Annotated in this window: 20 protein-coding genes and 1 pseudogene; 4 read left to right on the top strand and 17 right to left on the bottom strand. The window is 57.8% G+C overall.

Annotation, left to right across the window (positions count from 1 at the left end):
• Nucleotides 1-127 precede the first annotated feature (127 nt).
• Together BN32_RS01185 and BN32_RS01175 are read right to left on the bottom strand one after the other, a co-directional pair.
• A protein-coding gene (locus BN32_RS01185) for an IS3 family transposase (protein WP_156946936.1) occupies nucleotides 128-1260 on the bottom strand; the annotation gives its coding sequence in 2 pieces (ribosomal slippage) (nucleotides 128-1005 and nucleotides 1005-1260; 1134 coding nt in all).
• 36 nt (nucleotides 1261-1296) lie between these two features.
• Nucleotides 1297-1668 (bottom strand): hypothetical protein, encoded by a 372-nt coding sequence (locus tag BN32_RS01175; RefSeq protein WP_040425325.1) that lies wholly within the window; start codon nucleotides 1666-1668, stop codon nucleotides 1297-1299.
• A 255-nt stretch (nucleotides 1669-1923) separates the two neighbouring features.
• On the opposite strand from BN32_RS01175, the gene BN32_RS01170 reads away from it, so the two are divergent.
• Complete coding sequence (locus BN32_RS01170) at nucleotides 1924-2307, top strand: hypothetical protein (RefSeq protein WP_019195411.1); 384 nt, start codon at nucleotides 1924-1926, stop codon at nucleotides 2305-2307.
• Nucleotides 2308-2508: 201 nt separating this feature from the next.
• On the opposite strand, the gene BN32_RS25875 is transcribed toward BN32_RS01170, so the two are convergent.
• The 8 genes from BN32_RS25875 to BN32_RS01135 form a co-directional block, all read right to left on the bottom strand.
• On the bottom strand, nucleotides 2509-2778 hold the full coding sequence (locus BN32_RS25875; RefSeq protein ID WP_162161291.1) for a hypothetical protein: 270 nt from the start codon (nucleotides 2776-2778) through the stop codon (nucleotides 2509-2511).
• Nucleotides 2779-2986: 208 nt separating this feature from the next.
• Complete coding sequence (locus tag BN32_RS01165; protein ID WP_019195410.1) at nucleotides 2987-3394, bottom strand: c-type cytochrome; 408 nt, start codon at nucleotides 3392-3394, stop codon at nucleotides 2987-2989.
• 60 nt (nucleotides 3395-3454) lie between these two features.
• Nucleotides 3455-3748 carry a GYD domain-containing protein gene (locus BN32_RS01160; RefSeq protein ID WP_019195409.1) on the bottom strand — a complete coding sequence of 98 codons (294 nt, stop codon included), beginning with the start codon at nucleotides 3746-3748 and terminating at the stop codon, nucleotides 3455-3457.
• Nucleotides 3749-3784: 36 nt separating this feature from the next.
• Nucleotides 3785-4165 (bottom strand): cytochrome C oxidase subunit IV family protein, encoded by a 381-nt coding sequence (locus BN32_RS01155; RefSeq protein WP_019195408.1) that lies wholly within the window; start codon nucleotides 4163-4165, stop codon nucleotides 3785-3787.
• Between the two features lie 9 nt (nucleotides 4166-4174).
• Nucleotides 4175-4900, bottom strand: a complete 726-nt coding sequence (locus tag BN32_RS01150; RefSeq protein ID WP_019195407.1) for a heme-copper oxidase subunit III family protein — start codon at nucleotides 4898-4900, stop codon at nucleotides 4175-4177.
• 14 nt (nucleotides 4901-4914) lie between these two features.
• Nucleotides 4915-5619 carry a cytochrome c oxidase subunit 3 gene (locus BN32_RS01145; RefSeq protein WP_019195406.1) on the bottom strand — a complete coding sequence of 235 codons (705 nt, stop codon included), beginning with the start codon at nucleotides 5617-5619 and terminating at the stop codon, nucleotides 4915-4917.
• On the bottom strand, nucleotides 5616-7391 hold the full coding sequence (gene ctaD / locus BN32_RS01140; protein ID WP_019195405.1) for a cytochrome c oxidase subunit I: 1776 nt from the start codon (nucleotides 7389-7391) through the stop codon (nucleotides 5616-5618). The genes BN32_RS01145 and ctaD overlap by 4 nt, the downstream gene beginning before the upstream one ends.
• 81 nt (nucleotides 7392-7472) lie before the next feature.
• Nucleotides 7473-8306, bottom strand: a complete 834-nt coding sequence (locus BN32_RS01135) for a cytochrome c oxidase subunit II (RefSeq protein WP_040425323.1) — start codon at nucleotides 8304-8306, stop codon at nucleotides 7473-7475.
• Nucleotides 8307-8899: 593 nt separating this feature from the next.
• Between BN32_RS01135 and BN32_RS01130 the strand changes: the two genes are divergently transcribed.
• Nucleotides 8900-9811 carry a DUF2189 domain-containing protein gene (locus tag BN32_RS01130; protein ID WP_040425815.1) on the top strand — a complete coding sequence of 304 codons (912 nt, stop codon included), beginning with the start codon at nucleotides 8900-8902 and terminating at the stop codon, nucleotides 9809-9811.
• A gap of 247 nt (nucleotides 9812-10058) precedes the next feature.
• Here the strand turns inward: BN32_RS01130 and BN32_RS01125 are convergent, their stop codons facing one another.
• From BN32_RS01125 to BN32_RS01095, 7 genes are all read right to left on the bottom strand, one after another.
• A complete protein-coding gene (locus BN32_RS01125) occupies nucleotides 10059-11204 on the bottom strand; it encodes a TatD family hydrolase (RefSeq protein WP_244438076.1) in 1146 nt (381 codons plus the stop codon).
• Entirely contained in the window at nucleotides 11201-11668 is a 468-nt protein-coding gene (locus tag BN32_RS01120) for a c-type cytochrome (protein WP_051488426.1), read from the bottom strand. Before BN32_RS01120 ends, BN32_RS01125 begins: the two co-directional genes overlap by 4 nt.
• Nucleotides 11669-11752: 84 nt before the next feature.
• Nucleotides 11753-13174 (bottom strand): PQQ-dependent sugar dehydrogenase, encoded by a 1422-nt coding sequence (locus BN32_RS01115; protein WP_040425811.1) that lies wholly within the window; start codon nucleotides 13172-13174, stop codon nucleotides 11753-11755.
• A 394-nt stretch (nucleotides 13175-13568) separates the two neighbouring features.
• Nucleotides 13569-14444: an EboA domain-containing protein gene (locus BN32_RS01110; RefSeq protein ID WP_040425809.1), complete on the bottom strand. Its 876-nt coding sequence runs from the start codon at nucleotides 14442-14444 to the stop codon at nucleotides 13569-13571.
• Nucleotides 14445-14498: 54 nt separating this feature from the next.
• On the bottom strand, nucleotides 14499-15302 hold the full coding sequence (locus BN32_RS01105; RefSeq protein ID WP_244438075.1) for a UbiA family prenyltransferase: 804 nt from the start codon (nucleotides 15300-15302) through the stop codon (nucleotides 14499-14501).
• A 71-nt stretch (nucleotides 15303-15373) separates the two neighbouring features.
• Nucleotides 15374-16576, bottom strand: a complete 1203-nt coding sequence (eboE, locus tag BN32_RS01100; protein ID WP_040425321.1) for a metabolite traffic protein EboE — start codon at nucleotides 16574-16576, stop codon at nucleotides 15374-15376.
• A 1-nt stretch (nucleotide 16577) separates the two neighbouring features.
• Nucleotides 16578-17768, bottom strand: a complete 1191-nt coding sequence (locus tag BN32_RS01095) for a 3-dehydroquinate synthase (protein WP_019195395.1) — start codon at nucleotides 17766-17768, stop codon at nucleotides 16578-16580.
• 246 nt (nucleotides 17769-18014) lie between these two features.
• Between BN32_RS01095 and BN32_RS01090 the strand changes: the two genes are divergently transcribed.
• Both BN32_RS01090 and BN32_RS27515 read left to right on the top strand, forming a co-directional pair.
• Nucleotides 18015-19394: an alkaline phosphatase family protein gene (locus BN32_RS01090; protein ID WP_040425808.1), complete on the top strand. Its 1380-nt coding sequence runs from the start codon at nucleotides 18015-18017 to the stop codon at nucleotides 19392-19394.
• 47 nt (nucleotides 19395-19441) lie between these two features.
• A pseudogene (locus tag BN32_RS27515) lies at nucleotides 19442-19528 on the top strand (hypothetical protein); the annotation flags it as partial.
• Nucleotides 19529-19547 lie beyond the last annotated feature (19 nt).

The raw sequence follows: 19547 nt of genomic DNA, 5'->3' as shown, positions 1-19547 counted from the left end.
GTTTCCATCTCCGGCCGCAGGCAGGACGGACTGATCTTCGGTAACGGGAAACAGCGCCGCGAATTCAGAGCCGGTCCCGGTTGTCTGAACAGAATCTCCGCCTCGATAAGTGGAGCGTCTGCCGGGTTTAGGCCGCCAAGCGGAATGGCGGCTGGTTGAAGTAGGCTTGATCGGGTGTGGCGTCGTCAAGGCTTTGGTGCGGTCGGCGACCATTGTAGAAGTCGAGGTATCGGCCGATCGAGTCGCGCGCCTCGCCGACGCTTTCGTAGGCCCGCAGGTACACCTCCTCGTATTTGACGCTGCGCCACAGCCGTTCGACGAAGACGTTGTCGCGCCATGCGCCCTTGCCGTCCATGCTGATGGCAATGCCGTTGCTGGCGAGCAGGCCGGTGAAGGCCGAGCCGGTGAACTGCGAGCCTTGGTCCGTGTTGAATATCTCCGGCTTGCCGTGACGAGCCAGAGCATCCTCCAGGGTCTCTACGCAGAAGGCCGCCTCCATCGTGATCGACAGCCGCCAGGACAGAACCCGGCGGGTCGCCCAGTCCAGCACGACGGCGAGATAGACGAAGCCACGCGCCATCGGGATGTAGGTGATGTCCATCGCCCAGACCTGGTTCGGCCGCGTGATCTGCATGCCGCGCAGCAGATACGGATAGATCTTGTGGCTCGGCTCGGGCTTCGTGGTGCGCGGACGGCGATAGAGCGCCTCTATCCCCATCCGCTTCATTAGCGTCTTCACATGCCGGCGGCCGATCTTGCACCCCTGCAAAGCCAGCAGGCCTCGCAACATACGCGAACCGGCGAAGGGATACTCCAGGTGCAGCCGATCGAGACGCTGCATGATCGCGAGATCGGCGTCCGGCACCGGACGCGGCAGGTAATAGACGCTGCCGCGGCTGATCCGCAGAACCTCAGCCTGCCTGGTGATCGACAGATCGTGCTCACGGTCGATCATCGCTTTGCGCTCAGCAATCCCGCCTTGGTGAGCGCTCCTTCTAAAAAATCGTTCTCCAGCGTCAGCTCCCCGATCTTGGCGTGCAGCGACTTCACGTCGATAGCAGGCGCGGCCGCCGCCATGTTCCCCGATCCGAAAACTCCGGAAGCACCGCCCTCCAACTGGGCCTTCCAGGCGGTAATCTGATTGGGGTGGACGTCAAAATGCTCGGCCAGTTGGGCTATCGTCCGGTCACCCTTGACGGCGGCAAGTGCCACCTTCGCCTTGAAGGCCGGGGTGTGGTTCCGGCGCGGTCGTCTGTTCATGGTCTCTCCTGATTCGCAGGCTCAGCGTGCCCGCTGTCAGGCAGAAATTCCACTTATCGACCTGTTCAAATTTGCGGAGCCGGCTCTTTCAGCACCGGTCAAATTGCGACCGGGGGACACTTCGACGGTGAGTGAGTCGAGAGGCTTGCCGGTCGAATCGAAAAACGGTTCGAGCGTGACTGTCGACTTGTTGTCGAAAAGAATGATGAGCTTCTCGCCGATATGAACCAGCGTGATCTTCTCGCCTGCGATGGCTGAAAGATCGGCTTTTACGCTGCCGTCGTAGCTCAAAGCCACGACGACAGACTGGTCGCTGAACGGCTTTCCTATTTTGACGATGCGCGCTGGAGGCTTGCCGGGGGTCTGACCTGCAATGTTTGCCTGGGCAACCTGGAATGGTCCATTCATGACAAGACTCTCAAAAAATGCTGAAAATAAAAATTCAAGCGTAACGGGTACTTTAACTGTCTATTAACACTCATCCTCTCGTTCAAACAGATACGGGTCAAGGAAGGGTTATGGTGAATCCGCCGTTGCCTCGCGGTGTGGTTAAATTGACACGGTCCGGAACGGTGTGATGCGCCCGCCAGCCGGAGGGATTGACCGGACGCCAGACTCTTGCTTGGTTAAGTGATTGATTTTTAGATACTTTTGGGGGCCGCCATGCGGGCCAAATTGCTCAATGTTTTCAAGGCGTCAGCTATTGCCTGCGCCGCGCTCGGGTTCAGCGCCTGGAGCGCCAAGTCGGCCGACCTCGGTCTCAAGGTCTCGCCCGGAGCGGGCGTGGGCAGCTGTTCTGAGATTGTGCTGGTTTGCGAGAACGGCCGCCAATACCCGATCTGTCCGATCGCTGTCAGCGTCGCGGGCGAACTCGTCACCGCCTCACTTTATACCGCGCCGCATCGCGCCACCTATGTGAGGCTGGTGCCGATGGGCGTCGGCTACCGTTACGCGGGCAAGGGAATCTGGTTCGACGGATTGCGCGAGAACGCGCTGCTGAATTTCGGCAACCGCAGCTCTGTGGCCTGCACGGTCTCGCAATCCTGAGCCGCATTTGATTCACTGGATCAGCATGGTCCCGCCGAATGGGCGGGCCTCTGTTGCCAGCCATCACTCTCCATCACACTTGAGTATCGGTGATCGATCCGTCTGCTGCTCAGGTCGCGCGCTGTTGCCGATTCAAATGCATTCTCACCGCAAGCCAAGCCAGCCCGCCAAGGGGCGGGCGGGCCAAAATTTGACCGGCTTTCAGCCTTTTGCCCGCAAAACGGTTCGGTACGATGACCGAGGGTACATGTAGGCCTTTGGACGAACATAGACCGGACAATGGTCATACCAGCTGTACTGCTGCCAATTCCATTTCCAGCATCCGGAGGCGATAGCCGGTTCGTAGCTGTAGCCAAATCCCGGCCACCGAGGCTCATCGCCAAAAGCATGAGCGCGATCAAGCGCAGCAACAGACATTACAAAAACACCAGCGGTCAAAATCTTGAATATCGATTTCATCATCACCACCATGATGTGCATTCAGAATAGTTCAGCGTGTCAAAATCGGCGCGTTTAGGCAAGCGGCTCCCCTGACACTTGAGATCAGCGAGGCGAGCATCCCGAACCGATATTTCATTGTATGAATGGCGAAGCCATCCGCGGCGCGACGTCCGTCCGGCGGCGGTCAGCAGCCTTTCATCAGGCAGACGATGAGATAATGCAGGCGATTAAATGTCGCCTACTTTCCGCCAGCGGGCACCATCTCTGCCTTCTTTCCAGTAGCGTTGAACTGCTTGAGATAGGCAACGACATCGTCAATTTGCTTTGGATCTTTCAAGCCCGGAAAGATCATTTTGGTGCCGGGGATCTTGGCTTTCGGATCCTTGATGTATTCGCGAAAAGTTGCCTCATCCCAAGTGATGCCGGAGTTCTTGTTCGCTGGCGAGTAGTTGAAGCCTTCAATCGTTCCGGACTTGCGCCCGAACAAACCGTTGAGCACCGGGCCGACCGCGTTCTTTGCGCTCTCGCCGATCTGATGACACGCCCGGCATTGAGCGAAAACCTTCTCTCCAGCGGAGACATCCTGAGCGGCGGCCGAAACAGTCGAGAGAAGCATCGCCCCTGTGACGAGAATAAAAAGGCGCATGCGATTACTCCGTGGCTGAGCAGTAGGACGGGAATCCAGAACGAGCGAGCTGTTGGCTGATCAGCCCAGCGACGTGATAATTTCCCGGTACGCCGCTTCGGGGAACGCTTTCAACGTGCGTGTGCGGATGTTTCCCATCATTCCAAGCTGCAAGTTGAAACGTGCGGCGACCGCATCGTCCGGAGCTTCGTAAACCGCGACGATGTCATACTGCCCCATCGTCAAGAAAAAGGATTTGAACTCGCCGTCCATGTCCTTGAGGGCTTTCTTCGCGGCATCCAGACGGCGCGGCGAATCCTTCACGCTCTGCACGCCCTTGTCGGTCCAGTTCGCCAGCATGATGTAGGTTGTCATGGCAGTCCTCCTTTGCACGCGAGGCCCCCACCAATTCTAAGCTCCTGACTTGAAGAACACGATCCGGCTCAGCAGCGTGTAATCCGACTCAAGCACCATGATGGCCACGAAGACCAGCAGCACCAGCGGCGGGAGCAGAATGGCATAACTCAGCGCAAGGCGTTCCCAGGCCATGTGCATGAAGACGGCAACGATCAAGCCTGCTTTTAAGATCATGAACAGCAGGATCAGCGACCAGCGCAGATATCCGTGAGCGCCAAAGTAATCGACGAGATACGAGCAGGCACTAAGGATAAACAGCCACCCCCACACGACGAGATACAGCTTGATCGGATGTTGCTGCCCTTCGGCATGCGATGCAGCAGGCTGTGCCTGGTGCGATGCGTGAGAAACTCCGTTCAGTGTGACTTCGGCCATGCTGTCACCTCACCAGAGATAGAAAAATGCGAAGATAAACACCCACACCAGATCGACGAAATGCCAGTAAAGCCCAGTAATCTCGACGATCTCGTAATGACCCTTCCTGCTCGTGAAAAAACCCCGTCTCTCGGTGTCGAAGTCCCCGCGCCAGACCTTTCGTGCGATGATGAGCAGGAAGATCACGCCGATGGTCACGTGGGTCCCGTGAAAGCCCGTGATCATGAAAAAGCTCGAGCCAAACTGCGCCGCGCCCCATGGATTTTCCCAAGGCCGGACACCCTCCATAATCAGCTTGGTCCACTCAAAGGCCTGCATACCGACGAACATTGCGCCAAACAGCGCGGTCACCAGCATCAGGATCGCGGTTTTGTGGCGATCGCGGCGATAGCCGTAGTTAACCGCCATCGCCATGGTGCCGCTGCTGCTGATCAGCACGAAGGTCATGATCGCAATCAGGATCAACGGCATGTGATGCCCGGCAATCTCCAGGGCAAATACTTCACTCGGGTTCGGCCAAGGCACCGTCGTGGACATGCGCGCGGTCATGTACGACAGAAGGAAGCAGCCGAAAATGAAGGTGTCGCTGAGGAGAAAGATCCACATCATGGCCTTTCCCCACGAGACATTCTTGAACGCGCGCTGATCCGAAGACCAGTCGGCGACAATGCCTTGCAGCCCTGCGGCTCGCACTGGGGTGTGTTGTCCGGCGTTTGTCAGCGCAGTTTCAGCCATTGCGCTCACCCTCTCTAGGTCAACAACTGGCGGCAGATGGCGGCGAAGTCGTCCGCCCAGCCCGTCAGCAAAGCAAGCAGGATCAGCCAAACCAGCAGCAGGAAATGCCAGTACATGGCGCACAATTCCACGCTCAGGCGCAGACGTGAAACTTCGACACCACGCCAGGTCTTGATGGTAGCTCTACTCAGTACCGCGAGGCCGCCGAGTACATGCAGCCCATGAACCGCAGTGATGAGATAGAAGAATGCATTGGCTGGATTGGCCGCCGGAAGATAACCGGCAGCGTTAAGCTGCTGCCACGCCAGCAACTGACCAATCACGAAAACAACCGCCGAGATGCCTCCCGCAAGCAGGCCGATCAGCATATTATCGCTGTCGTCCCGACGCGCTGCGCGCTGTGCCCACTGCAGCGCAGCGCTGCTCAGAATCAGAACAACGGTGTTGAACCACAACAGCTTCGGCACGGGCAGCGAGCGCCAGTCGATCAATTCCATGCGCATGGAATAAGCACTGATGAAAAGCGCGAACAACGACCCGACGACCGCGAGAAACACCCCCAGCCCGATTTTTGCCGGCGGCAGCAACGAGGCGCCCCCGCCAGGAAAATCGCCGAGCGATCCTTCCTCCAGCCAGGGTTTCGCTGCCAAACGTTGCTGAGAAAGCCACCATCCCGCAATGGCCGCCAGTCCAGCCATGAACAGGACGATCGCGGTCATGCGTGAGCTCCTTGCCCTGTCAATGCGGACGGCGGCTCATTCTGCGGTATGAAATCCCGGGCGGCTCCGGGTACGCTGTAGTCATAAGCCCAGCGATAGACAACGGGGAGTTCCTTGCCCCAGTTGCCATGCGCCGGCGGCGTTTCCGGTGTTTGCCATTCCAGCGTGGTGGCGTTCCACGGATTCCCGCCCGCCTCTTTTCCCTTGCGCAGGCTCCAGAACAGATTGAACACGAACACCAGTTGAGCGAAACCGACGATCAAGGCCGCAACACTCATGAAAGCATTCAGATCGTGTGCGGATGCAGGGACGAAAGCCGTCTCGCCTATGTCATGATAGCGGCGCGGCACACCCAGCAGGCCAAGATAATGCATGGGGAAGAAAATTGCATAGGCCCCGAGGAACGACACCCAGAAGTGAAACTTGCCGAGCCCGTCGTTGAGCATCCGTCCGGTGACTTTCGGATACCAGTGATAGATCGCACCAAACACGACCATGATCGGCGCCACACCCATCACCATGTGAAAATGGGCGACGACGAACATCGTATCGGATAGCGGAACGTCCACGACAACGTTGCCGAGGAACAGGCCGGTCAATCCGCCGTTGACGAAGGTGACGATGAACGCAAGGGCGAACAGCATCGGCACGGTCAGGTGGATGTCGCCGCGCCACAGAGTCAAAACCCAGTTGTAGACCTTGATGGCTGTCGGGATGGCGATGATCAGCGTTGTCGTTGCGAAGAAGAATCCGAACTTTGGATTCATGCCGCTGACATACATATGGTGCGCCCACACCACGAAGCTCAGCGCGCCGATCCCGACAATCGCCCAGACCATCATGCGGTAGCCGAAAATGTTCTTTCGGGCATGGGTGCTGATGAGATCGGAGACAATGCCGAAAGCCGGCAGTGCTACGATATAGACCTCCGGGTGCCCGAAGAACCAGAACAGATGCTGGAATAGCAGCGGGCTGCCGCCGCCGTACTTCATCTGCTGGCCCATCTCCACGAGCGTCGGCATGAAGAAACTGGTGCCGAGAAGCCGATCCAGAAGCATCATCACCGAAGCGACGAACAAGGCCGGGAACGCGAGCAATGCCATCACGGTCGCGGTGAAAATGCCCCACACCGTCAGCGGCATCCGCATCAGCGTCATGCCGCGCGTGCGGGCTTGCAGCACCGTCACCACATAGTTCAAGCCGCCCATGGTAAAACCGATAATGAACAGGATCAGCGACAGCAGCATCATGATGATACCCGCTTCCTGCCCCGGCGTACCGGAGAGAACGGCCTGCGGCGGATACAGCGTCCAGCCGGCGCCGGTCGGGCCACCCGGCGCGAAAAAGGTCGCAACCAGAACCAGCACGGCAAGCAGATAGATCCAATAGCTCAGCATGTTCGCGTAAGGGAACACCATGTCGCGCGCGCCGACCATCAACGGAATGAGGTAATTTCCGAAGCCGCCCAGAAACAGCGCGGTGAGCAGATAAATCACCATGATCATGCCGTGCATGGTGATGAACTGGAGATACTGGCTCGGATCGATAAATGAAAACGTGCCGGGGAATCCGAGCTGAAGCCGCATAAGCCAGGAAAGCACCAGCGCGACCATTCCAATGGCCATTGCGGTGAGCGAATACTGAATGGCGATGACTTTGGCGTCCTGCGAGAAGACGTACTTCGTCCACCAGCTATGCGGATGATAGAGATCAACCTCTCCCACCTCGGCCGGGGGGATACGTGCAATGACGTCAGACGGGACATCAACCATCGAAAATGTCCTCCTTGGTCTTTCTTTCCCTTCAACGAAGAGTTCGCCTCACAAATGTGTGGCGTCGCTTCGTCGATATATTCATTCATCGCCTGTCTTGTAAGTCGCCTTCGTGATCTTGCGCTGACCAGACAGTTCCGCGAATGTCTGCTGTTGCTCCAGCCACGCGTGATAATCTTTCTCTTCCTGAACGATGACCTTGCCGCGCATCTGCGAGTGCGCAAGGCCGCAAAGCTCCGCACAGAGAACTTCGAACGACCCCGTTCGGGTGGGAGTGAACCAGAAGTATGTGACGGAGCCCGGAACCATATCCATCTTGGCGCGAAACTCGGGCACATAGAAATTGTGCAGGACATCGATCGATCGCAGCAGCACCTTGACCGGCTTTCCGACCGGCAGATGCAGATCGCCGTTTTCGATCACGATGTCGTCCTGCCCGGCAGTGTCTTTAGGATTCAAACCCATAGGATTGTCGGCGCTGACATTGCGCGCATCGGTCGTCCCCATGCGACCGTCCTTGCCTGGGAGCCGGTAACTCCAGCGCCACTGCTGACCCATAACTTCGATCTCGGTCGCATCAGCCGGCACCGTAACGAACTGATGCCAGACAACCAGGCCGGGCGCCAACATCGCACCGACACCAACTGCGGTTCCGATCGTGAGCCACCATTCGAGCTTCTTGTTTTCCGGCTCATACGCCGCCCGCCTCCCTTCCTTGTGATGAAAGCGGTAAACGCAGTAGGCCATGAATGCTACGACGGCGAAGAAAACGGCGCCCGTGATCCAGAATGTCATGGTGATCGTGTCGTCGATGTAGCGCCAGTTGGAAGCAATCGGCGTCCACCACCACGGACTCCACAGGTGAAACGCCACCGAGGCGACCGCGACCAAAAGCAATATGAGTGCTACAGCCATCCCTTGTTCATCCTTGCCTTGTGAGGCTACGGACAAGATTTAGGGCGCAGGAATCATGTCGGCATGGATGGCATACATCAAGCTAGCCATCGCGATGCTGGCCGCCTTGCCCTTAACCGGTCGCAACGTCGAACCCGACTTGAGCAAATCCAATCCTGTCGAGTTCAGTTCTGCGAAGACGTCGCGACCGCTGGTATCAACGAACGACGGGCATTTACCACTACAGGATGTTCCTCGGCAGGCTTGGTTGTCAATAGACCGGCTCACCCGATAGCGACGCCACAACGCACTCGTTGAGAGATTGAACGTGCAGTAGGGCTGATACCGCATTGCAATCGAGAACACCCATGAGCGCTGCGCCCTCACAAATTGGAACACAGTGTGCAGACGCACAATTGCCTAACAGCACGTGCTATTCCTTTCGAATTGCGTTATGCTTGCGTCACAGGTCGCGACCGGTTTTGGCAAAGCTCATTTCATGAACTTGCCGTCTTACCTGACGTGGTCGCGATTTCTGCGCACGAAGGCGATTGAACGTCGCGAGAAGAGTGACGCCCAATCTCGCCGGTGCAAACGCATGGGAGATTGCGGCCATGGCCACACCGTATACCGACAACGTCACACGAATTGCGCCGGGCGCCGCGGACAATGCGGCCGCACCTGTCGTTCGCAACATCGGCCTGTCCGATCTACGTGATGCGCTGCGACTGGGCTGGGAAGACTTCAAGGCGATTCCAAGCCACGCGATCATCCTGTGCATCATCTATCCCGTGCTTGGACTCGTGATAGCCAGGACGGTGCTGGGCTATTCAGTATTACCGCTCCTGTTCCCGCTGGCCGCAGGATTCGCATTGATTGGCCCCTTCGCTGCGCTTGGTCTCTATGAACTGAGCCGCCGCCGCGAACGCGGCGAGGAGCCTTCTGCCTCGCACGCGTTAGGCGTGCTGAGTTCTCCATCCTTCGGAGCCATGCTTGGACTTGGTGCGATCCTGCTCATCCTGTTTGTTGTCTGGGTCGCTACCGCTAATTCCATTTATGTCGCCATCTTCGGCAACACCCCTGCTGCAAGCATTCCCGATTTCGCCTCTCGCATTTTTTCGACGGCGGAAGGACTGACGCTGATCGTCGTGGGATGCGGCGTTGGTTTCCTGTTCGCTGTCGTTGCCTTGTGTATCAGTGTCGTGGCGTTTCCGCTGATGCTCGACCGGCATGCGAACGTGACGGATGCCATCCAGACCTCGCTGAGGGTCGTGATGAAAAATCCCGTCACCATGGCCGCATGGGGATTGATTGTCGCCGCGTTGCTGGTGATCGGCTCAATACCGTTGTTCCTCGGTCTCGCCGTCGTTCTGCCAGTGCTCGGTCATGCAACCTGGCATCTTTATCGCAAAGTGTTGGAGCCAGATCCAAATCCATACCAGGAACCACCCCGCGCGCCGAAGGGACGGCGATACGCGGCAGATTTCCCGGCCTCTCTCTTCCCGTGGGGCCGCGACAAGCCGTAGGGCAAAACGAACGATCAGAGATGCCAAGGTCCCCCTTACGGAATTAACGGCACGACTGGAAAATCAATATCGATCAGAGTTCGCGATTATATTCTGAATGGTGGCAAGTTGGCGCGCCAGTCAGAATGAAACCACGAACTCTTATGCGATTGAGATTGTCATTTGACCTCGAAGCAACGATGCCCGCCTTGCGCTAACAACCTCACTGGCCAACTCGCTCCGACGAATGAGCACGATGACAACCAGGTCAAATGATCTGAAGATCGTCCGCAGAACGTCCAGGCTGTTCGATGCGCGGCGTCTGACCGCCACGCAGCACCGAATTACCTTCGTATAGCGTGCGCTGATCAATCGCCGCCGGTGCCAGCCAATGCTCTTTCCGCATCTCGCCGTTCAAACCATATACAGCCAGTGCATTGCTATAAATAACCTGATGAATGGCCTCGGCGCTAACGCCCCGCTGCGCCATCAGGCGAGCCGTCTTCGCAACCGCGAGCGGATCCGAAACACCCCAATCGCAGGCCGAGTCGACGATGATTCGTTCCGGACCGAAGCTCTTGACGATGGCCGCCATGCGCTCGCTGCCCATCTTGGTGCTTGGATAGATCGAAAATGCGCACCAGAAGCCACGGTCGCGGACCTCGCGGATGGTCTCTTCGTTGTTGTGGTCGATTACGCAACGAGCGGGATCGAAATTATGCTCCCTGAGCACATCCATAGTCCTCAGGGTGCCCGCCCGCTTGTCGCGATGCGGCGTGTGAATCATGATCGGCAGGTCGAAATCCTTCGCAAGTTCGATCTGCGCGCGCAACGCCTTGTCTTCAAGCAAAGTCTGCTCGTCATAACCGAGTTCCCCCATAGCAACGACGCCTTCCTTCACCAAAAAACGCGGCAACACATCAAGCACCGCCTCCGCCAAGGTCTCGTTGTTGGCTTCCTTCGGATTGAGGCCAATCGTGCAATAATGACGGATACCGAACTGTCCTGAGCGGAAGCGTTCGAAACCGGAAATCAGCGAGAAATAATCGACGTAGCTGCCTACATTTGTCCGCGGCTGGCCAAGCCAAAACGCAGGCTCGATGACCGCAACCACACCAGCGTTGGCCATTGCCTCGTAATCGTCGGTAGTGCGGGAAATCATATGTGCGTGCGGATCGATGATCATGCCCGCCTGGTCGCCACCAGTTTTTGCTGGACCGGCAACCGTCCGAGTTTCCCCATTGGAACCTGCAGCGGCAAGCTGCTGGACGTCGCTCAACAAACGGCCGAGTTTTTCCGCGGTGAGCCTCCCATTACAGCATGGACAGGAAATCGTCTTATCGCGGAGAAGCGCTTCCAATGCTCCGGAATCGCAGACGAAGGGTGCAACAGGGGAAGTTCCGGATACTGTCATTTTTCGAGCGTCCTCACATAGGCGACGATCCTGAGCATCTGGTCCTGCTTCATACCCCGGCGCGAAAACGACTGCATTGCGCCGCTGGCTCCGCCATAGATCAGCGAAAACATGCCGGGGTCGGTCAGCACCTGCTTGTAAATCACGTCCTTGCCGATGAGTGTGGGACCCATTTTTCCGGTCCCGTCGGCACCATGACAAATAATGCAGTTTGCCGTGTAAAGTTTCTTTCCTTCCGCGAGGGCTTCCGCATCGCTGCGATAATCGTTAGTGCCGGTTTGTTTGAATTTTTTTAAGGCCGGCGTTTCGGTCTCACCCGGCTTCAGTTCGAACGTCATCGGCGAATTATCCAGCGGATTCTTGAAATCCGCCAAATCATCACCGCGCACCGGCGACAAACTCCACGCACCCGCAATCACTACCATGAAGAAGGCCGAGGAAGGGAAACAACGTCCAATCTTCATTACCGTATCCTGGGATTGCACGGTTTCAGAAAAATTATCGCCCGCGAACGCCGCGGACGATAATCGATGCTGGATGGATCAACTTTAGCCGCCCTTTGCCTTGGCGACTTCCGCACCGGCCGGCACCTTGTCCGCCGGTACAATCCGCCAGAGTGCACCCACCGGGTTCGCGTTCGGCCCCTTATCGTCGGTGTAGAAGCAATAGCAGTTGGTTGCGAGCACGAAGCCGTCAGCGTCGACATTCCCGGCAGTGAACTGCAACTGCGTCTGCATAAACTCCTGCATCTGCCACTTGCTGGCACCGCCATCCCAGGCCACTCCAAACAGGCGGCCCGAGCACCAGTCACCCACGAGATAAGTCTTGGTCATGCCGCCGTAGTTCGCAACACCAAGGCCTTGAGCGGAGCAGCCGGTCCCTTGCGTAACCTTTGGTCCATTCTCGAACGGCTGGTCATGTGGATACTCCGCCGCCGGAAGCATGCCGACGATGGGACATTTCTGATCGGCAGACAGCGCCGGATGGCAATAAGAGCCCTGATTGAACTTCCAGCCATAGTTCTCGCCGCCTTTTGACGAGGCTGGCTGGTAGTTGATTTCCTCCCAATGATTCTGACCGACATCCGCGATAAATAGGTCGCCCGACTTCTGATCGAAGTGGAACATGTAGGGATTACGCAGACCATAGGCCCAGATCTCGGGCCGCGATCCAATCTTGTTCTGGGCAAAGCCCTGCTCGTTGATGCCAAACAGCGACATCAGCTGAGCCTTGTCCGCCTTTGCAAAGGGATTGTCCTTCGGAATCACGTAAGGCGTATCATCGTCCGGCGTATCGACGTCAATGCGCAACAGCTTGCCCCAGAGCACATTGAGGCTTTGGCCGGCGTTGAGCGGATCACCTTCCCAGCCGGCGTCACCCTTGCCGATATACAGCTTGCCGTCGGGACCGAAGGTGATCATGCCACCGTAGTGATTGTAGTAGGGCTGCGGAATGTTCATCAGAACCTTGACGCTCTTGGTGAGCTGTTCCGATGTGATCTGGTTGGGGCTCTTCGGATCAACGGTCAGCCGCGCTATGATCGAAGCGCCATTGAACGGCAACGATGCGTAGTGAACGAAGACGTAGCCGTTGTCCTTGAACTTCGGATGAAATGCGACTGACCACAGACCCTGCTCGACGAAACCTGTCTGCACGTCCGATCCAAGAGGATTGAAACTCGTGAGATCGATAAACGCGTCCGGCAACACCTTGCCGCTCTTGTCGACTATCTTAACGCGGCCCGCGCGCTCAACGACGAAGATTCGCCCTGAACCATCATTCGCGGCCGTCACGCCGACAGGATCACGAAAACCATCGGCCACCTTGACGAGCGCCAGCTTCGGGGCACCCGGTACTTTTCCGCCTGGCTTTGCAACATCAGCCGGTGTCGCCGGCACCTGCTGCGCATACGCCGTCGGCAGGCCTATGCATGTCGTCATCAAAAGGGCAGCGAGCGTCAACGTCTTCATAATGGTTGCCTCCCTACGCTTGTTTGTTTCCAGGCCTGCAACTTTTTGATTGATATCGTGTGCGGCCAAGCTGAATGCTATCCCGTTCCATCGAACGCGCAACAACGAAGGTGGCGACAACCTGCATCAGCTTAGCGTTGCTCCGAGGAGCGCGCGACGCACAAGAACGTATTGCAATGCGATTTGAATGTGGAAGCGTCGCAACGTCGTGGACAACGCGACAACCGGAAGCGGCGCTCCCAACGATTGGAGGAATGCCCAATGCGCCCCGACAGGTCCGCCATTCGGGATCAACCTGCGTATTGGAAAACTAACCGTGAAGGAAAATGGTCAGCAGAACTGACAGAAGTTTCAGAAGAACGTCAGGTTGTCGACGCGACATCGCCCTTCCCGCTCATGCCAGATCGCTCCAGGCAATATTCTCTGTAGCCAGCCGATCTTGCAGATATCTAATCGCGTTCCGAAACGGCAGCTGCTCCGTTGTTGCGGCGTTTGCCGCTTCGGCCGATTGCAGCGCAAGCGCGACGGCAAGACGCTCCTTGTCGTGACCAATGTCAAATGCGTGCACCAGTGCCGCAATGCCTTCGGAATCCGCATGAGGTGCGACGCAGCGCCAGACTTCACCGCTCACCGGCCGGCCGGCTGCCCAGCGCTCCTGCGCCAGACCGACCAGCATACGTGCAAGGTGCGGATTGCTGCGCCGGTCCAGGCCCTGGATCGGCCATAGCGATGAACCGATGAAGAGGGCTTTCACGACCATTTGATTCCACGCATCTTCGGTGAAGATTTCGCTGGGATAGGGATTGCGGTGCGCTACCGCCTCGAATACGGGCTTCATTCCCGAGCGCACAGCCTCTCGCGCCCGCGGCTCCAGTAGTGCAGCGCCGGGATAGACCGGCAGCCCACGACACAATGAGATCAGTTCGTTGATCTCGGCTGTCGTGCAGAAACTGTCAAACCGGACCGCAAAGGCAGCGTCGTCTCCGGTGTAACTCGCCGCCATGAATGCAATGCGCGCAAGTTGACTGATACTCCACTCGCTTGGATCGAGACCCGGTCGTAACGCGATCGCCCTCGCCTTGTCATGGGGAGTGAGAGCCAGATCAGCCTTGCCCAGCCGGCGAGAAGCAAGTCCAATGGCGACAGCCAGCGGACGATCCGTCGAAGCGTGCATGACATCAGCGATCGCGCCGCGAAACCATGCGGCGCCGCCCTCGTTCGGAGTACGAGTGATCCATTCATCAGCTAGCGCAAGAAAGCCGTCGAGCACGGCGTTCCCTGCATGGCCGCTGCGAAACCGAGTGGGATCAGCCATCGCTGTCACTCACGTTCCAGGAATCGACTTCTGGAATAGACGCGTCAGCAGATAGCCGAGCGCGCAGGCAAAGACCAATAGCACGCTACTACCGGCAAGCGCGAGGGCCAGTGCATCCACCAGGCATATCGCAGCGATGAGACTTGAGACGGCACGCGGCACGGCGTCCAGCGTCGAACGTCGTACCAGTAACCGAAGGGCAAACACATCGGCCAAGGCAAGCACGCTGAACGACAGGGCGATCAGCCAGCTGTCCGTGATCACGGGTAACGCGATTAACATCGGCACCGCCAATATGGCGAGCGGCCACAGCCGGCCAATCTGATTCAGGTTCTCCTGCTTCGCCGCATAGGTCAGCCCCACCACATGACATGCGAGCGCGAAGGCGCCAACGATCAACGCGCCAGAGATGCCGCCGCTCATGGCAGCGCCGGCCCCCAAATAGACCAGGGCACGGCATAGTCCCATGATCACGGGGCTGAACGTGTTTCCCTTGTGCCAGATATCATAGAGTACAATCGCGCCAGCAAGCAGGACACCCCACGCCACGGCTGGGAGACCGAACGGCGCAACCAACAAAACTCCCATACCAAGCAGACCGAAGCCGATCGTGGAGACCGCGCCCGCGGTGATGTCACCCGCACTTATAGGACGGCTTGGACGTTCCCGCGCGTCGATCTCGCGATCGAAATAATCGTTGAGGTACATCCCACCGACATAGAATGCGCTCATAGCGACGCCGATCAGAACGACATCTGCCACGCGAAACGTGCCGCCCGAGATCACCGCTCCCGCGATGACATTGGTCCACACCGTCGGGATATTGGAGATACGCCCGAGCCGCAGAAGAGTGTGGAAACTCGGCGACCCGGTTGTAACCGCACTCATTCCATAAGTTCTTTCTGACAGAATATAATTTCGCGGGCGATGTCCGCCGACTTTGAGCCGGTACGGAGCCCATCGGGCAGAACATCCCAGGTATATGTTTCGACCTCCAGATGCGCTGACAGCGGGCGAGTTCGCAGCGCAGCCAGCGTTGCAACGAGATCGGAGCGGGTCGAGCCGATAGCCCCAAGATCGGACAGAAAAACCGGCACATGACAATGTATCCGCCACTCGCCATCGGCACGGCCCTCCCTGAACGCCGCCACCGCATCGGGCAGGTCAGTGAACCGTGTCAGTCCGTTCGCGTTGCGCACAATGGTCTGGTGCAGATAGACGCCATCATCATAGCGCATTACTGCGTCGATCATATCCGCCGTCATGGCCGGCACGCGCATCGCTGCTGATAGCTGAATCTTCGGCACCGTGATTCCGGCAGCGATCAGCCGATCCAGTGCTGCAACCGTGTCTTCATACTCAACCGAACCATGACAGACATCGTAGCAGATGCCGAGATGGCGTCGCAGCAGCTTTTCCGCCTCTGGACGGCCCGTGCCAATTATGCCCGCAAGCGCATCGAGAATCTCAGGCTTCAACAGCGTCGTCTCGAAGAACGCGACGCTCTCATCGGTGGTTTCCAGAAAGCAACACGGCTCCGGCTCCAGCGCGAGCGCGATGCGCTTGCCTGCGCGACGCTCGATGTACACGAGGTCGGCGATCGCCTGCACGAGGTTGGAAGCCATGATCGCGATTGCATCCTTCGACTTTCCATTCGTCTTGAATGCACCCGGTACCGTGGAAATGCTTCCATCGATGCCATCGGGAAGGATCGCGGCAAGTACGGCGGCAGCGTCGGCCGTGAACGAAACGCGCTCCTTGTCGCGCCAGTCAGGCAGATAAACCTGTTCCTTAACGCGGACACCGTGAAACGGACCGAACGGAAAGGCATTGATGGTGAACACATAGGCGCCCAGCGCACCAAGCTGATCGCGAAAGGCTTCAAGAGCACTGGGCGCGCAAGCAGCCCGAGCGGCCTGCCCGGAAAGACGTAAACCGATGCCAAGTGGCCGATCCGGGGCAACGGCCGCCTTGATCGCCGGAACATGTTCATCAAGGCTTGCGCGGATATCAGGCCAGCTTTCGCCGGCGTGAATGTTGGTGCAGTACGTCAGATGGGCGTCGCCGGGTATCCTGTCGAGTTTCATGTCAGGCCAAGCCCGCTTGCTCGAGCCAGTCTATGCACTGGCTCACGACCGCGGGGTCCATCTCATGAACTTCCACGCCGCGCCCGACGTCGGCAAGAAGCGTAACAGTCAGTTCGCCGCCAAGGTGCTCCCGAAATTCCGCAAGTCCTTGCAACAAGGCAAGCTCTCCGCTCGCACTTCGATGTCGCAACCGATCGTCCCACAGGACAAACCCGAGCCGTTTAAGAAGACGAAGCACGCGATCGTCCTCTCCTTTGGCGAGCAGTCCCGTCAACACGGAATAGCGCGTATCAAGCGCGATGCCGATTGCCACCGCTTCGCCATGGCTGACCTCATGGTCAGTCAATTGCTCCAGCTTATGCGCCGACCAATGGCCGAAATCGAGTGGCCGCGCCGAACCCGCCTCGAACGGATCACCGCCGAGTCTGATCTGACCCATGTGGAGTTCAGCGGAATCCTTGATCAGCCTGTCGAGATGTGGCGCGGAGAACGTTGCAAGTGCATCGGCATTGTTTTCCAGCCAACCAAAGAAATTGCTGTCGCGGATCAGGGCGACCTTGACCGCTTCCGCCATTCCCGCGCGCTTCTCGCGTGGCGGCAAGATGCCGATGAAAGCGCTGTCGTTGATGATTGCCCATGGCGGTGCGAAAGTGCCGATGAGGTTCTTCACGCCAAACAGATTGACGGCGTTCTTGACGCCAACGCCGCTATCACCCTGCGCCAGCACGGTCGTCGGGAAACGGATGTGACGCACACCGCGATGAAAGATCGCAGAAGCGTACCCAACGGCATCCAGCAGAGCACCGCCTCCAACGGCGATTGTGTAGGAGTGGCGGTCGATGGCAAGCTTGGAAAGCGTGACAAGCAAATTCGGCACCGTCTCTGAATTGTTCTTGCAGATTTCACCGCCCGCGACCGGCAAAACAGAGCCGACCATTTCGATCTTGTCGGCATGCGCGGCGAAATAGCCCCCGATATGGGCCGCGAGATCGGGCATCGCAGAGAGGACCCCCTTATCGACGAAGATCGCGCATTTGTGTCGCTTGTCGGGCTCCCGGCGCGTCAAAGCGTCGATCAGGCATCTATTGCCGATCCCAAACGCGTCACGAGTGAATGCCACGGGGAATTCATAGGTCAGGCTGAAGGATTGCAGACGGATATCTTCGACCCTGTTCGAAGGTGTATCGAGCATGGCATCCTCCCCACGCGGCACCCTTGTTTATTCTTGCTGTAGCGGGGCCGGAGAATACTTAACAGAACGCCAGAAGAGCTTGGGCGTTCTTAGCTTTTCATCCTATGCAGCTGTTTCTCTGGACAACGTGCCATTTCGCTTGGCAGTTTGGCAAGCTGATTTACGTCGCTGCAGTGCAGCCAAACGAAACGAGATCGCGGCAAAAGCGAGTTGAAACGCGATCTGTTCACCGGGGAGAAAGACGCCTTGAAACCGGTCCTCGCGATGATCGTGGTTGGTTTGACACCGCATCACTTGGGTGTCCATACGCCGCGGCTTTCCGCTTTCGCGCGTCATGGCATGGCGACGCTAGATACCGTGACACCGGCAGTCACATGTAGCGTTCAGGCAAGCTTCATGACCGGCTTGACGCCACGCGATCACGGCATCGTCGGCAATGGCTGGCTGTTTCGCGATCAGATGGAGATATTACTTTGGCGCCAATCCAATCGTCTGGTGTGTGGAGAGAAAGTCTGGGAGGCCGGCAAGAAGCGCGACCCTGCCTTCACGTGCGCCAACATGTTCTGGTGGTATAACATGGCTTCGAGCCATGACGTCGGCGCGACGCCACGGCCGATCTACAAGGCGGACGGTCGCAAACTACCCGATTGCTATACGGTACCGGATCGTTTGCGAGAGAGGCTAACCGAACGGCTCGGCCCCTTTCCGTTGTTTCAGTTCTGGGGGCCGGCAACGACAATCGCATCGACGCGCTGGATTGCAGAAGCGACAAAGATTGTTATGCAGGAGAGCAATCCGACCCTAACACTCGCCTACCTCCCGCATCTCGATTACGACCTGCAGCGCTTCGGCCCGAACGTGACTCATCCAGCGGTTCAGAGGTCCCTCTCGGAGATCGATGGGGTTGCCGGCGACCTTGCCGACGCTGCTCGGGCAAGCGGGCGGGCGGTCGTCATACTGTCGGAATACGGCATCACCAATGTCGATAGGCCAATCCACATCAATCGAACCTTGCGCGATGCGGGCCTGCTCGCAGTGCGCGAGGAAGACGGCGGCGAGCTGCTCGATCCGATAGCATCGAAAGCCTTCGCTGTGGCTGACCATCAGATCGCGCATGTCTATGTGGCGGACCCGCAACTACAACCCAAGGTGCGGGCACTCCTTGAGGAACTGCCCGGCGTCGAACACGTCTATGATAGCTCCGACAAATCTGCAATCGGTCTTGACCATTCTCGCGCAGGCGAACTCGTCGCAATTTCCGATGCGCGATCGTGGTACACTTACTATTACTGGAACGATGACAGCCGCGCGCCGGATTTCGCGCGAACCGTAGAGATTCATCGTAAGCCGGGATACGATCCCGTCGAGCTGTTTCTCGATCCAAGAATAGCTTCGCCCAAACTTGCGATCGGCAAGCGCCTGATTCTTCGCAAGTTGGGATTTCGGGCCTTGATGGATGTCATTCCCTTGGACGCATCCTTGGTACGCGGATCGCATGGTCGCATCACCGACGATCCAAATGACGGCCCGCTTGTTATTGCGAACCCGGAATATCTGGCCGGTCGAAGAGCGATCTCAGCACACGAAATAAAGGCTCTCTTGCTCGATTCAGTATTCACTCCGTAGTGGTTTAGTTTGATTTTTGCAGTGGCCTAATTTGAGTACGGTCGCTATTGCACTCCCCGCCGTCATGGGACGGGGCGGATCGCAAGGTCCATGTCTGTGAAAATCCCAACCTAGTTGCGATCGCCGCGGATCGCTGGGCCCCCGATTGCGCGC

The organism is Afipia birgiae 34632 (genome assembly GCF_000308295.2).
Classification (GTDB): Bacteria; Pseudomonadota; Alphaproteobacteria; order Rhizobiales; family Xanthobacteraceae; genus Afipia; species Afipia birgiae.
Note: the sequence above shows the minus strand (reverse complement) of the source record. Positions and strands in the feature narration are given on the sequence as shown.

What these genes read in the sequence shown, in the direction of transcription:
- BN32_RS01175 (WP_040425325.1), bottom strand. Translation starts at nt 1,668, where the DNA reads ATGAATGGACCATTCCAGGTTGCCCAGGCAAACATTGCAGGTCAGACC.
- BN32_RS01170 (WP_019195411.1), top strand. Translation starts at nt 1,924, where the DNA reads ATGCGGGCCAAATTGCTCAATGTTTTCAAGGCGTCAGCTATTGCCTGC.
- BN32_RS25875 (WP_162161291.1), bottom strand. Translation starts at nt 2,778, where the DNA reads ATGGTGGTGATGATGAAATCGATATTCAAGATTTTGACCGCTGGTGTT.
- BN32_RS01165 (WP_019195410.1), bottom strand. Translation starts at nt 3,394, where the DNA reads ATGCGCCTTTTTATTCTCGTCACAGGGGCGATGCTTCTCTCGACTGTT.
- BN32_RS01160 (WP_019195409.1), bottom strand. Translation starts at nt 3,748, where the DNA reads ATGACAACCTACATCATGCTGGCGAACTGGACCGACAAGGGCGTGCAG.
- BN32_RS01155 (WP_019195408.1), bottom strand. Translation starts at nt 4,165, where the DNA reads ATGGCCGAAGTCACACTGAACGGAGTTTCTCACGCATCGCACCAGGCA.
- BN32_RS01150 (WP_019195407.1), bottom strand. Translation starts at nt 4,900, where the DNA reads ATGGCTGAAACTGCGCTGACAAACGCCGGACAACACACCCCAGTGCGA.
- BN32_RS01145 (WP_019195406.1), bottom strand. Translation starts at nt 5,619, where the DNA reads ATGACCGCGATCGTCCTGTTCATGGCTGGACTGGCGGCCATTGCGGGA.
- ctaD (WP_019195405.1), bottom strand. Translation starts at nt 7,391, where the DNA reads ATGGTTGATGTCCCGTCTGACGTCATTGCACGTATCCCCCCGGCCGAG.
- BN32_RS01135 (WP_040425323.1), bottom strand. Translation starts at nt 8,306, where the DNA reads ATGGCTGTAGCACTCATATTGCTTTTGGTCGCGGTCGCCTCGGTGGCG.
- BN32_RS01130 (WP_040425815.1), top strand. Translation starts at nt 8,900, where the DNA reads ATGGCCACACCGTATACCGACAACGTCACACGAATTGCGCCGGGCGCC.
- BN32_RS01125 (WP_244438076.1), bottom strand. Translation starts at nt 11,204, where the DNA reads ATGACAGTATCCGGAACTTCCCCTGTTGCACCCTTCGTCTGCGATTCC.
- BN32_RS01120 (WP_051488426.1), bottom strand. Translation starts at nt 11,668, where the DNA reads ATGAAGATTGGACGTTGTTTCCCTTCCTCGGCCTTCTTCATGGTAGTG.
- BN32_RS01115 (WP_040425811.1), bottom strand. Translation starts at nt 13,174, where the DNA reads ATGAAGACGTTGACGCTCGCTGCCCTTTTGATGACGACATGCATAGGC.
- eboE (WP_040425321.1), bottom strand. Translation starts at nt 16,576, where the DNA reads ATGAAACTCGACAGGATACCCGGCGACGCCCATCTGACGTACTGCACC.
- BN32_RS01095 (WP_019195395.1), bottom strand. Translation starts at nt 17,768, where the DNA reads ATGCTCGATACACCTTCGAACAGGGTCGAAGATATCCGTCTGCAATCC.